Annotated in this window: 9 protein-coding genes; 6 read left to right on the top strand and 3 right to left on the bottom strand. The window is 59.4% G+C overall.

Annotation, left to right across the window (positions count from 1 at the left end):
- Positions 1-38 precede the first annotated feature (38 nt).
- Positions 39-1,331 (top strand): RsmB/NOP family class I SAM-dependent RNA methyltransferase, encoded by a 1,293-nt coding sequence (locus ABIN98_RS27665; RefSeq protein WP_346915265.1) that lies wholly within the window; start codon positions 39-41, stop codon positions 1,329-1,331.
- 6 nt (positions 1,332-1,337) lie between these two features.
- On the opposite strand, the gene ABIN98_RS27660 is transcribed toward ABIN98_RS27665, so the two are convergent.
- On the bottom strand, positions 1,338-2,399 hold the full coding sequence (locus tag ABIN98_RS27660; protein ID WP_346915263.1) for a tetratricopeptide repeat protein: 1,062 nt from the start codon (positions 2,397-2,399) through the stop codon (positions 1,338-1,340).
- Positions 2,400-2,665: 266 nt separating this feature from the next.
- Here ABIN98_RS27660 and guaA point away from each other — a divergent pair, with 266 nt between their 5' ends.
- The 5 genes from guaA (at position 2,666) to ABIN98_RS27635 (ending at position 8,094) form a co-directional block, all read left to right on the top strand.
- Positions 2,666-4,222 (top strand): glutamine-hydrolyzing GMP synthase, encoded by a 1,557-nt coding sequence (guaA, locus tag ABIN98_RS27655; RefSeq protein WP_346915261.1) that lies wholly within the window; start codon positions 2,666-2,668, stop codon positions 4,220-4,222.
- A 137-nt stretch (positions 4,223-4,359) separates the two neighbouring features.
- On the top strand, positions 4,360-5,079 hold the full coding sequence (locus tag ABIN98_RS27650; RefSeq protein ID WP_394701640.1) for a hypothetical protein: 720 nt from the start codon (positions 4,360-4,362) through the stop codon (positions 5,077-5,079).
- Positions 5,080-5,508: 429 nt separating this feature from the next.
- Complete coding sequence (locus ABIN98_RS27645; protein ID WP_346915257.1) at positions 5,509-6,162, top strand: hypothetical protein; 654 nt, start codon at positions 5,509-5,511, stop codon at positions 6,160-6,162.
- A 130-nt stretch (positions 6,163-6,292) separates the two neighbouring features.
- The gene (locus ABIN98_RS27640) at positions 6,293-7,012 is read left to right on the top strand and encodes a GNAT family protein (protein WP_346915255.1); all 720 of its coding nucleotides are present in this window, start codon (positions 6,293-6,295) and stop codon (positions 7,010-7,012) included.
- Positions 7,013-7,278: 266 nt separating this feature from the next.
- The gene (locus tag ABIN98_RS27635) at positions 7,279-8,094 is read left to right on the top strand and encodes a substrate-binding domain-containing protein (protein WP_394701639.1); all 816 of its coding nucleotides are present in this window, start codon (positions 7,279-7,281) and stop codon (positions 8,092-8,094) included.
- A 68-nt stretch (positions 8,095-8,162) separates the two neighbouring features.
- Here the strand turns inward: ABIN98_RS27635 and ABIN98_RS27630 are convergent, their stop codons facing one another.
- Both ABIN98_RS27630 and ABIN98_RS27625 read right to left on the bottom strand, forming a co-directional pair.
- Entirely contained in the window at positions 8,163-11,285 is a 3,123-nt protein-coding gene (locus ABIN98_RS27630; RefSeq protein ID WP_346915253.1) for an efflux RND transporter permease subunit, read from the bottom strand.
- Between the two features lie 66 nt (positions 11,286-11,351).
- Positions 11,352-12,530, bottom strand: a complete 1,179-nt coding sequence (locus tag ABIN98_RS27625) for an efflux RND transporter periplasmic adaptor subunit (protein ID WP_346915251.1) — start codon at positions 12,528-12,530, stop codon at positions 11,352-11,354.
- Positions 12,531-12,547: the final 17 nt, after the last annotated feature.

Raw genomic sequence — 12,547 nt, 5'->3', positions numbered from 1 at the left:
TCATCGACCTGATTGCCGATGACGGGCTGGAGTTTTTCATGAAGGATGGCGGACGCCTATCTGCGGCAATTGAGGTTCTCGAAGAGGTCGAGACCCGCCATCGCCCGGTTCAAAATGCCCTGAAGGATTGGGGGACCGCGCACCGGTTCGCCGGTTCCGGTGACCGGACGGTCATCGGTAATCTGGTCTTCGATGCCTTGCGCCACAAGGCGAGCCTTGCCTGCCGGGTGGGGTCGGACAGTCCGCGCCTGCTGGCGCTGGCGACTTATGCGCTGACGTGGGAAAACGGCCTGGAACGGCTCGAAACCGTCCTGTCCGAGGATCAGCATGCCCCGGAAGCCTTGAGCGATGCGGAACGGATAACTCTTACGGGCGAACCGGACCAGCCGGTGGAAGGCGCTGCGGCTGCCGATGTTCCCGAATGGCTCTGGCCGCAATTCCAGCAGGTGTTCGGCGAAAATGCCGTCGCCGAAGGCCAGGCGCTCGCAGCCCGGGCGCCGATCGATCTGCGGGTCAATACCTTGAAATCGGACCGGGAGAAGCTGCTCAAACGCCTTTCCCATGCAGGCGCCGTAGCGTGTCCGTTGTCGCCTGTCGGTATGCGGATCGCGCCGAAGCCGGGTGCTGCGCGCATGCCGCATGTGCAGGCGGAAGAAGGCTATCGCAAAGGCTGGTTCGAACTTCAGGATGAGGCGAGTCAACTGGTTTCGCTGCTGGCCGGGCCGGAGCCGGGCATGCAGGTGCTTGACTATTGCGCCGGTGGCGGCGGCAAGACGCTGGCGCTTGCGGCCCAGATGGAAAACCGTGGCCAGATCTACGCCTATGATGCGGACCGCTTGCGGCTCGCGCCGATCCATGAACGGTTGCAGCGGGCCGGCGCGCGCAATGTCCAGGTTCGCGACCCCAAAAGCGCTGGACTGGATGGCCTCGCCGGTGAGATGGATCTCGTCTTTGTCGATGCGCCCTGCACCGGAACGGGTGTCTGGCGCAGGCGTCCGGATTCCAAGTGGCGCCTGTCGGAAAAGGCGCTCGCGGATCGCATCGAAGATCAGCGCAAGGTTCTTGCCAACGCATCGCAATACGTTAAGCCGGGCGGACGGCTCGCCTATGTGACCTGCTCGCTGTTGCCCGAGGAAAATGCCGATCAGGTCACCTGGTTTCTATCGCAGAACTCTGGTTTTTCTCCTGTCTCGGCGCTGGAAACATGGCGCACGCGGCTGCCGGGTGTTGCTGAGCCGGCCTATGCCAATGACCGGGGTGACATCATGCTGACCCCGGCAACGACGCGGACTGACGGATTCTTTTTGGCACTGATGGAAAGAACGGGCTGAAGAGGCCTATTTCTTTTCTTCTTCGTCTGTTCCCGGACCGGATGGTTCGGCCGGAATGGTCTCTGCTGCCGCGATTCCGCTGCGCTCTCGCGCTTCGGTCTCCGCACACAGGGCCGAGATGCGGCTTTCGACATCCGGTTCCAACCGGCGCTTCTGGGCAATCGCGGTCAAGACAGCCTTGGCATCCTTGGGGTGCCCCAAGGCGGCAAGTGCAGACCCCAGCGCATTTCCGGCCTCCTTGCTGTTCGGCTGTCTGGTGTGGGCTTGCCAGGCATGCAGCAGGGCTGCCGCGTAATCCTCCAGCTTGCGGCTCGCGACGCTGAGGCGCGTGAGCACATCGGCGTCCCCGGGTTTCAGGCTCAGCGCTTTTAGGAGCACATCCCGTGCGGTGCCGAATTCACCAGCTGCCTGATGGGCGCTGGCGACAATGCGGTATGCATCGGCATTGGCAGGTTGAAGGGCCATGGCTTCTTTTCCAAGCGCGATCGCCTCCTTGAAACGCCGCGCCCGAATCAAGACTTCGGCCAGGCCAGTGAGCGCCGGGACATAGGCCGGGTCGATGTGAAGGGCCTTGCGGAAGGCGGCTATGGACGCCGATGGCTGCGGGTCGCGGGCACGGCTTTGGGCATAGAGCGTCTGGGCAGGGGCGCTGTTTGGAAGAAGGTCGAGGAGCCGTTGGGCGGGAGCGAGAGCTTCCTGCGGTTTGTCCTGTTGCAACCGGACGGTCGCCAGACCAAAAAGCGCGTTGTGATTGTCTGGCGCGCCTTCCAGGACTTCCTGGAAATTGAGCTCGGCATTGGCCAGGTCGCCGAGCAGGAGTTGGCAGTTGCCGAGGTTGGCGCGGGCCGCCGTGTGGGCCGGTTCGGCGAAGACGATTCGCCTGAGCTGGGAGACGGCTTCCTCCAGCATGCCGGCACGCAAAAGGGCCGTTGCCGTCCGGTAGGCGATTTCGACGTCGTCAGGCGCCAGATCAAGCGCTTCCAGATAGGCGGCAAGGGCGGCCTCGCCATCTCCGGCCCGCTCCAGGGACAATGCATGTTCAAAGGCGCGCCTGGCCGAAGATGTCATGAAATTGTCCTTACATTTTGCGCGAACCGGCGGTTCGGCGCCACTGATACGACCAAGCCTAGGAGCGCAATTGGAAACCGTCAAAAGCGAATCGCACGTTATCAAACGGCTTCTTGGCATCGGCTGCCGATCCTGATGAACGGATTGGGTGGGAATAGGGCGAGGGATCGCATCAGCGGTGTCATCCCCCATATTTCCTGCGAAAATGCGGGAAGCCGTTGTTATTGGTGGTTCAATTTCCCGGCGGAAGGCATTAGAAGCTTGCCATGACCCAGCATGACCGTCTCCTGATCATCGATTTCGGCTCCCAAGTCACCCAGCTTATCGCCCGGCGCCTGCGCGAGCTGAAAGTCTACTGCGAAATTCACCCCTATCAGAACGTCACCGACGCCTTCCTGGCCGAGTTTTCGCCCAAGGCGGTGATTTTCTCCGGTGGACCGTGCTCCGTCTTCGACGAAGGGGCGCCGATGCCGCCGAGTTCGGTGTTCGATCTGGGTATTCCGATCCTGGGGATCTGCTACGGCCAGCAGGCCATGATGCAGATGCTTGGCGGAAAGGTTGAGCGGGGACACAAGACGGCTGAGTTCGGCCGGGCCTATGTCGTTCCCAAAGGCGAAAAGCTGGATCTTTTAAACGGTTGGTTCGAGGACGAGCGCGAACAGGTCTGGATGAGCCACGGCGATCACGTCAGCGAGATCGCTCCTGGTTTCGAAGTCTACGGCACTTCTCCGAATGCGCCCTTTGCGATCACCGCCGATCCGTCGCGCCATTTCTATGCGGTCCAGTTCCATCCGGAAGTGCACCACACACCGAACGGCCGGAAGCTCTACGAGAACTTTATCAAGATCGCGGGCTTCACCGGTGACTGGACCATGGGCGCCTATCGTGAGGATGCCATCGCGAAGATCCGCGAACAGGTCGGTGACAAGAAGGTCATCTGCGGCCTCTCCGGCGGCGTGGACAGTTCGGTCGCCGCTGTTCTGATCCACGAGGCGATCGGCGACCAGTTGACCTGTGTCTTCGTCGACCATGGCCTGCTGCGCCTGAACGAGGCCGACGAAGTCGTCAGCATGTTCCGGGACCATTACAACATCCCGCTCATTCACGCGGACGAGAGTGAATTGTTCCTCGGCGAGTTGGAAGGCCAGTCGGATCCGGAAACAAAGCGCAAGATCATCGGCCGGCTCTTCATCGACGTGTTCCAGAAGCATGCCAACGAGATCGAAGGTGCGGAGTTTCTGGCTCAGGGCACACTCTATCCGGACGTGATTGAAAGCGTCAGCTTCTCAGGCGGCCCGTCGGTGACGATCAAGTCGCACCACAACGTGGGCGGCCTGCCGGAAAAGATGGGTCTGAAACTGGTCGAACCCCTGCGCGAATTGTTCAAGGACGAGGTCAGGGCGCTAGGGCGTGAACTCGGCCTGCCGGAGAGTTTCATCGGACGCCATCCCTTTCCCGGCCCTGGTCTTGCGATCCGCTGTCCCGGCGAGATTACCCACGATAAGCTGGATATCCTGCGCCAGGCCGATGCGGTTTACATCGACCAGATCCGCAAGCATGGACTGTATGACGAGATCTGGCAGGCCTTCGTCGCGATCCTTCCTGTGCGCACCGTTGGGGTCATGGGCGACGGGCGGACCTATGACTACGCCTGCGCCCTGCGCGCGGTAACCAGCGTCGACGGAATGACGGCGGATTACTATCCCTTCAGTCACGAGTTCCTCGGGGAAACCGCCACGCGGATCATAAACGAGGTGAAGGGGATCAACCGCGTCACCTATGACATCACGTCGAAGCCTCCGGGAACCATCGAGTGGGAGTAAGGCGTCGGTGGAGCCTGCGGCTTCCTGCAAATCCATCCAAAAAAGTGTTGGATGATTACAAGACAGCCGCATAGATGCTCATGTCGACGGGGACGATAAGGTTTGCTTGTTTCGACACATAGGCAAAGGGTAGCGAAATGAGTCGATTGCTGTTGCTTGGCGATATTTATGTCCAACAGCTGAACGGTGTCGCTGTTCAGTACCAGTTCGACAACATTCCGGACAACAGAGAACTCGAGATCGACGTCCTATGCGTGGGTGGTGTTACGCCTCAAGGTGCCGTCAATCCGAATGCGAGTTTCGATGGCATGGATGTCTTCAAGGAACAGCTCATGGACCTTGAAGAGGGGAAATACGACTATGTCGGGATCATGTTGGGTGAGGTCGATTGCGGTTTCGTATTCTGGTACCTCGCGCAACAGAAAAAGGTTTCCATTTTCGATCAGCTCGAGCGGTCGTTGAAAAATTACGAGAAATTTGTCACCAGCTACATTTTGCCAAAATACGAACCGGAGCGGGTCTGCATCTTCGGAAGCGTCCTACCGACCATTCCCGATGATGCCGATAGGAAGTTCCTGAAAGGCGCGCGCGCGGAAGTGAAGGCGACGCAATATCAAAGGACAGCGCTGACTTTGGTGTACAATAGCCGGCTGCAGAGCCTCGCCCGGAAATTGGGTGTCTATTACATCGACATAACCCTGGAAACGATCGATTTTTCAAAGGGTATTTTGAACGAATCCTATTCCAACCCGGACCCGTCAAATCATCTTCTCGATGAAGGCAGGGCCGCTCCCTTGCTTGCGGATCGAATTGTCAACGATTGGGTCAGCATAGAAGATTACAAGAACCACTTCTGAGGTTTGCTCTGTTGCGGACAGCGCCGTTGTCAGAAGTCAGGTGTCGACAGATAGCGCCGAAAGCGGCGAGGGCTGCTTGATTGGGTCGACGATCATATCTCCGGTCCGAGCTTCCGATGGAAGTGGATCGCTAAGGCGGCTATGCCTCTCATACTTTCCAGAAGCAAGCCGCGGGTGATCCGGGCGCCGTAGAATTCGACCTCCAAACAAGCATATTCAGACCGGTACCAACCGTACGGGATCTGAACGAGCGGAGCGTCGTGTGCGGATTTAGGATGGAGACAGTCCTTGATCTGAGGCCGCAAATCATTGTTTTGCCGCCAAGCGTATTCCATGCGCGCCTTCGGTTGCGGCAGAGTATTCGAATGTATTTTAATGTTTCCTGGCCACACTCCCGAAAGCCGAAAATCAAAAGACGTTGGAGTTGCCATGATCGACATAAACGCGGTTGAGAATGCGGGCTACGCAATAACGCCCTATTTCGATAATGAGCTCTACGTCATCAAGGATTTCCTGAGTGGCGATCTCTGCGACAAGGCGGTTGGTCTCTGTCATCAGAAAATGCGGAAGCTGCCTCATAGAAAAGATGAAAACGGTTTTTTCTATTCCATCGATGTATTACCGAGCAGGGTGGAAACGGACAGAATTTTCAGAACCATACAGCTCACGCATTTCGATAATGAGTTTGCCGATACGCCGGTAGAAAACCTGTTTCGGGAAATGATCTCTTTCCAGTCGAGATTTGTGATCGATGAACGTCGGATCGTTTCAGAAAAGAAACGCATCCAGATCATCCATTACCCGAGAGGAGGAGGGTTCTTCGATTGGCATACCCATCCTCGTTTTCCGGTGAACTACGGGCTCATCCTGAATTTGAGCAAGAAGGGCAGGAACTTCGATCAGGGTGCCACGGAAATCGTCTCGTCGCACAACAAGCTCATGAAAGTGGAGAATTATTCCGACATCGGGGACCTGATCTTATTCAGATACGATCTGAAACATCGCGTCGCCCCTTGTGATCCGGATGCGGATCTGTGTTTCGATATAAATGGACGATGGACGGCGATTCTGCCCATCTATTGAGGTGTAGGCCGGAAACGCCGGTCCGCAGCTGACAGTTCTTTTGTAGGTTCAGCCAAAGGAAACGCACGAAAACAGGGGATCTGTTCCAGCCAGAAACCCTCGGCTTTCCTTCAACGGACGGAGTGTGACAGTGCCCAGGGACCTGAATGAAGAACTTGCCGGATGGCATGAGCCAGCCGCACCCGAGGATCTCAGCCTAACGGGGACCTACGTCGCGTTGGCTCCGATGACTGTAGCCGAACATGCCGAGCCGCTGCTCGAAGCCTTCGGGACAGACCGGCAAGGCCGGATCTGGGATTACCTGCCTTACGGTCCCTTCGACACCTTGAACAGCTTCGAGGGCTGGGTGAGGAAATTCGAAGGTGCGAAGGACCCATATTTCTTCGCCATCGAGCGCCTCGACAAAAAGCTCGTTTCCGGCGTCGCCAGTTTCCTGCGCATCAGCCCGAAGGACGGATCGATCGAGGTCGGCCACATCAATTTTTCCCCGCTTCTGCAGAAGTCCGTAGCGGCCACCGAAGCCATGTACCTCATGATGAAATGGGCCTTCGAGGCCGGCTATCGGCGTTATGAATGGAAATGCAACGCGCTTAACGCGGGATCGCGGCGGGCGGCCCAGAGGCTCGGCCTATCTTATGAGGGCATTTTCCGGCAGGCGACCGTCGTAAAGGGGCGCAATCGGGATACGGCCTGGTTTGCAGCGATCGACAAGGATTGGCCGGCTCTTTCCGAGGCGTTTGAAACCTTTCTCAGTCCGGACAATTTCGATGCCGACGGCAGACAGAAGGTATCGCTTTCAAGCCTCACCGAACCATTGCTCTACAAGACCGATCCGTTGATTGCAGGATAATCCGGATCTCACTAGGGCTCGACTGAGTTGACCGTCAAATGGCCCATTTGATGGCCCGCCCTGTGCGACGATGTGTTCAAGCTGATTGTCCTTCCGATTGCCGCTCTCCGCTGACGCGGTTGTGAACACCTTTCGCCGGAGGCGCGGGATTAGAAGGTCGCCATACAGCGTCTTCTCCAAAGGCTGCTGCTTACAGGCACGGCCTCACCGCGCGCGAGCGGTTCCCAAGACCTCTCGCAGACAAATATTTCAGGAGTAGTCAGACTATGAAAGCCCCCCTCCGGACCTCCATTCTTTCCCTCGCCGCCGGCGCATGGCTCATGGCCATTGTGCCGACATATGCGTCCCCGCCGCTTTATGACCCGTCGATCCGGCATCAGCCCAAGGACGGAGTGGTCAAACTCTATGGCGCAGGAGGGCCGCACACGGCCTTCAAAAAGGTGGCCGATGCCTTTAGCGCCAAGACCGGGATCCCCGTGGAAATCATCGCCGGACCCGAGCGGAAATGGTCGGCGGACGCCCAGCATGATGCCGACATTCTGTGGGGCACATCTGAGCAGTCGATGACGGCCTTTCTCGAAACCTACAAGACCTTCACCTCCGAGACCGTCGAGCCGATTTATATACGTCCCTCCGTCATCGCAGTGAAAAAGGGCAATCCCAAAGGGATCACCGGCATCAGTGACTTGCTCAAGGACGGCATGCGGATCGTCGTCACGGAAGGAGCGGGCGTCTACAACACGTCCGGAACCGGTGTCTGGGAAGATGTCGTCGGCAGGACAGGCAATCTCGAGGCGATCAAGGCCTTCCGCAGGAACATCGTCGCCTATGCCAAGGGCAGTGGAGCCAGCTATAGGGCCTTTGAAGGACAGGATGCGGATGCCTGGATCACGTGGCCGAACTGGCCGCTGACCCATACCGATGTTGCGGACATGGTCGAAATCGATCCCGACCACCGCGTCTGGCGCGACGTCAATGTTTCGCTGTCACCGGAAGCCGATCCGGAAGCGGCTCAATTCCTGAGCTTCCTGACCGGTGAGGAAGGGGCGGAACTGATGAAAACCGAAGGTTGGGTACGCTGACACGGGCGTGATTTTTTGCTGTGGTGGACCGGGTATGTGCAGGTCCACCGCCTCTAGGATCGGTCCGCCTATTCGCCCGGTGCGACCTCGATGGACTTGGCGGCATCGATTTCCTTGTGCAGCCGCTCTTCCTCTTCCGCCTTGGGCGTCACGAAGCGCCCAAGAAGCAGATAGGCGACCGGGGTGAGGAACAGGGTCGAGAGGGTCGCCAGTCCGAGACCGCCGACAATCACCCAACCGAGTGCGATGCGGGCTTCGGCCCCGGCGCCGACCGCCATGATCAGCGGAACGCCGCCGACAATGGTACATATCATGGTCATCATCACGGGCCGAAGCCGGACATTGGAGGCATTCTCGATCGCTTCGCGCACGCCCTGTCCCCGGTCGCGCAGCTGGTTTGCGAATTCCACGATCAGAATACCGTTCTTGGCCATGATGCCCACCAGCAGGACAAGCCCGATCTGGCTGTAGACGTTGAGTGTTGTGCCCGTCAGGAGCATTGCAAAGACCGCGCAGGCAAGGCCCAGCGGTACGGTTGCCATGATGATCAGGGCGCTGATGAAACTCTCGAATTGCGCCGCGAGCACCAGCAGGATGATGACGATCGCAAAACCGAAGGTTCGCGCCATGCTCGACGACTGCTCGCCGAGCGTCGCCGTTTCGGCAAGCGGAATGATACGAGAGCCGGGCGGAAGGAGCGGTTCCGCGATTTCCTGGGCGGCCTCATAGGCTTCGCCGAGCGCGAAATCGGGGGCCAGTCCGGAGGTAATCCCCACCGCGCGCATCTGCTGTTCTCTGGAAAGAGACGGGGGAACAGCCTTTTCGACCAGGCTTGCGATTGTCGAGACAGGTACGAAACGCCCGTCACCGGTCTTGATGAAGATGTTTTCCAGATCAGTCGGGTCGTTGATCGGATTGGTCGTGGAGACGAACTTCACGTCGAAAGCCCGGTCGTCGATGAACACCTGGCCGATCTTGCGGCCGTCAAGCATCGCCTGCATCGCCGTTCCCAGGCCGTTGATATCGATCCCGAGATCCGATGCACGCTCGCGGTCGACCGATACGGAAAGCTGCGGCTGGGTGGCCTCGCTGGTCAATCGCGCTTGCCGGAACCGCGGATCCTTTTCCATCTCGGCCACGACACGGGCAGCTGTTTCCCCCAACTCCGCGTAGTTGTTGCCCGCAACCGCGAATTGAAGGCCGGAACCGGCGCCGCGAATTCCGAGGCTGTTGGGCTGGAAGACGAAAGCACGGACACCCGGCACGTTTCGCACCAGACCGTTGATGTCCGAGACGATTTGCTGCTGCGACCGGCTACGCTCCTCCCAGGGCGCAAGGCGCAAAACCATGAACCCCTGATTGGAAGATCCTCTCCAGCCGGCAACGGAAAAGGTGCTGTTGATTTCACCCTCGTCGCGGAAGGGCTGCAGAAGCCCTTCGATGGTCTGTATCTGATTGGCCAGATAATCGAGGCTGACGCCTTCCGGTGCCGATATCCGCAGGAAAGCCAGGGACCTGTCTTCCGGCGGGGTCAGCTCGGACTTGAGCATGGGAAACATCAGCCCGGCGGCTGCCGCAAACAAAATTGAGACCGCGACCACGACCAGGGGGGCGTTGAGGCAGGCGCTCAGGCTTCGCCGGTAGAGTGCGGACAGGGCGCGTCCGAGGCCGCCGGTCAACCCGCCATGTCCGGAGTGATCGGATCCGGATTTGAGGATCCGCGATGCCAGCATCGGGCACAGTGACAGGGCCACGATGGACGACAGGAAAACGGCGATGGCCAGCACGAAGCCGAATTCGCGGAACAGTCCGCCAGTCTGCCCCGGAAGGAAGGAAAGCGGCACGAAGACCGCAACCAGCGTCGCCGTCGTCGCAATCACGGCGAAGAACACCTCGTCGGTACCGAGCACCGCAGCTGCCCTTGGGCCGATGCCTTCATTGCGCCGGCGGACGATGTTTTCCAGAACCACGATCGCATCATCGACGACAAGGCCGGTCGCAAGCACGAGTGCGAGCAGGGTCAGGATATTGACCGAGAAGCCGGCGAGATAGATCGCCGCGAGCGTGCCGATCAGGGCCACCGGCATGGACACGCCGGGAATGAGGGTGGCCCGCCAATCCCACAGGAACAGGTAGATGATCAGCAGCACGACGCTGACGGAGATGATCAGCGCGATTTCGACTTCGTGGATCGAACCGTTGATGAAGGTCGCATCGTCGCTGGTGACCTCGATCGTCATGCCTTCAGGGAGGTTTTCCTGGATACGCGCCGCCGCGGCGCGCACCCCTTCGGAGATTTCCAGCGTGTTTGACTGGGCCGCTCGAACAATGCCCATGCCGATCCCGGACTTGCCGTTCGCCCTGAGCTGCGATTGGCCGAGATCCGGTCCGAGCGTGACCGTCGCGAAGTCTCCGAGCCGGGCACGGCGATTGATGATCATGCGTTCAAAAGCGTCCGGCGTGTTCACCGACGCGGTCGCGCGGACGATCAGATCCTGGTCCCGGCTGGTCAGGGAACCGGCCGGCGTGTCGAAGGCCATGGAGGACAGCGCCTGGGCCACGTCGGCAATAGTGAGATTGAGGCTCGCCATCTTGGCCTGGTCGATGTCGATGCGGAAAATCTTCTCGCGGTCGCCATAAACCTGAACATCGGCAACACCGGGAACGGCAGCAAGCGCATCGGAGATTTCATCCTCGACAAGGACGGTCATGTCTTCAACCGATGTCCGGTCCGAAGTCAGTCCGAGCCGCACGACGGGCGAAGAATTGGCATCGGCCTTGATGATCCGGGACGGATCGGCATCTTCCGGGATGTCATTGGCGACACGGCCGAGGGCGTCGCGCATGTCGGAGGCTGCGGTGTCCAGGTTGACGTCATCGGCGAATTCGACCGTGACCCGGCTGTCGCCATAAGAAGAGGTGGACGAGATCGACTTGACGCCGGAAACGCGCGATACGGCGCCTTCGATCACGCCGGTCAGTTCCCGGTCAACCGTTTCGGCGGCCGCGGACGGGTAGGTGGTCCTGACGGTGATAACCGGCCGATCGACATCAGGCAACTCGCGGATTTCCACGCCGAAAAAGGCTGCCAGGCCGGCCACCACGATCAGCATGTTGATGACGAAGGCGAACACCGGGCGCCGGACAAAAAGTGCGGTCAATCCAAGTTCAGGTCTGCGGCCGATATTCATGTCAAAACCTTCCCATCGTCACGAGCCCCAAACATCACGAGCCCCAAACATCACGAGCACGGATCATCACGAGCCTTGGGCGGCCGTTGCCGGTTCCGCGGAAGAGGGGGCAGAAAGGGGTGTTTTCTGATTGGCGACGTTCAGTTCGGCGCCCGGGCGAACTAGGTGCAGGCCTTCGGTCACGACTTCGTCCGCGGTGGTCAGTTTGGCGTTTACAAGCACGCTGTCCGTATTGCGCTCCACGATCTGCACGGGCACGCGTGCTGCCTTTCCGTCCCTGACTGCCCAGACGTAGGCGCCGTCGGACCCCCACTGCACCGCAAGCGGACTGACGGCAGGATATTGGTCGCCGGGAAAGCGCATCGCCACAAGGAAGGACATGCCGGCCCTCAGACGGTCGGCTTCGTTCGGCAGGCTCGCCTGCACCTGGAGGGTCCTGCTGGTGGAATCGATGTGATTGTCGATCGCGCTGACTTTTCCCTCAAAAGTCTCGCCCGGGCGGGCGACCGATGTGGCTGTCAACGGCATGTCGACTGTAACAGCGGACGCATAACGTTCCGGTATCCAGAAATCGACCAGGATTTCGGACCGGTCGTCAACCATCGCGATAACGGTCTGGGAGGTGACGTAATTGCCAGCAGTAATCGGCAGGATGCCTACGATACCTTCGATTGGAGATTCGATGGAACGCCGCGCCAAAGCGAGTTTGGCTTCTCGCAACTGAAGGCGGGCGTTGTCTACGACGAGTTCGGCATCGGTCACCTGCACGGCTGTGACCGTATTCGTCCTTTGCAGGGCCTTCATCCGCTCAAGCCGCGCTTCGGCGTCGCGAACCGCGAGGGCAGCCCGTTCCGCTGCAATTTCTTCCGCATCGGAGTCGAGCTTCGCAAGCACCTGACCTTTTTTTATCGTCGCACCGGATCGCACGAGAATATCGGTAAGACGGCCGCTGCTGAAGGGGCTGACTTCGACCGAGCGGGCCGCGCGACCGGTTCCGATTGCCGAAAGTCGGTCGTTGATTGTCAACTCGATGACCGGGGCGGTCGCTACGACGCCTGCCTGCCCACCGCGGCCCTTTCGCTTTTCGCCGGCTCCAACCGGTTTCACCTTGGCCGTTTCGAAAGGAAGCCAATCGACACCCCAACGGTCAAGCTGATCGCCGGCACCGGGATAGAACCGGGCCCATAGGCCCGCTGCAACGACACTTACGATCAGGATGAGCGCTAACTGTTTCCAGGCTGCCATTCACTTCCCCGTCCGGC

Source organism: uncultured Roseibium sp., assembly GCF_963675095.2.
Classification (GTDB): Bacteria; Pseudomonadota; Alphaproteobacteria; order Rhizobiales; family Stappiaceae; genus Roseibium.
The sequence above is the reverse complement of the archived record's forward strand: the minus strand, read 5'-3'. Positions and strand labels throughout refer to the sequence as shown.

Excerpts from the sequence above, each read along its gene's own strand:
- ABIN98_RS27665 (WP_346915265.1), top strand. The coding sequence starts at position 39 with ATGAAGGATGGCGGACGCCTATCTGCGGCAATTGAGGTTCTCGAAGAG.
- ABIN98_RS27630 (WP_346915253.1), bottom strand. The coding sequence starts at position 11,285 with ATGAATATCGGCCGCAGACCTGAACTTGGATTGACCGCACTTTTTGTC.
- ABIN98_RS27635 (WP_394701639.1), top strand. The coding sequence starts at position 7,279 with ATGAAAGCCCCCCTCCGGACCTCCATTCTTTCCCTCGCCGCCGGCGCA.
- ABIN98_RS27625 (WP_346915251.1), bottom strand. The coding sequence starts at position 12,530 with ATGGCAGCCTGGAAACAGTTAGCGCTCATCCTGATCGTAAGTGTCGTT.
- ABIN98_RS27645 (WP_346915257.1), top strand. The coding sequence starts at position 5,509 with ATGATCGACATAAACGCGGTTGAGAATGCGGGCTACGCAATAACGCCC.
- guaA (WP_346915261.1), top strand. The coding sequence starts at position 2,666 with ATGACCCAGCATGACCGTCTCCTGATCATCGATTTCGGCTCCCAAGTC.
- ABIN98_RS27650 (WP_394701640.1), top strand. The coding sequence starts at position 4,360 with ATGAGTCGATTGCTGTTGCTTGGCGATATTTATGTCCAACAGCTGAAC.
- ABIN98_RS27660 (WP_346915263.1), bottom strand. The coding sequence starts at position 2,399 with ATGACATCTTCGGCCAGGCGCGCCTTTGAACATGCATTGTCCCTGGAG.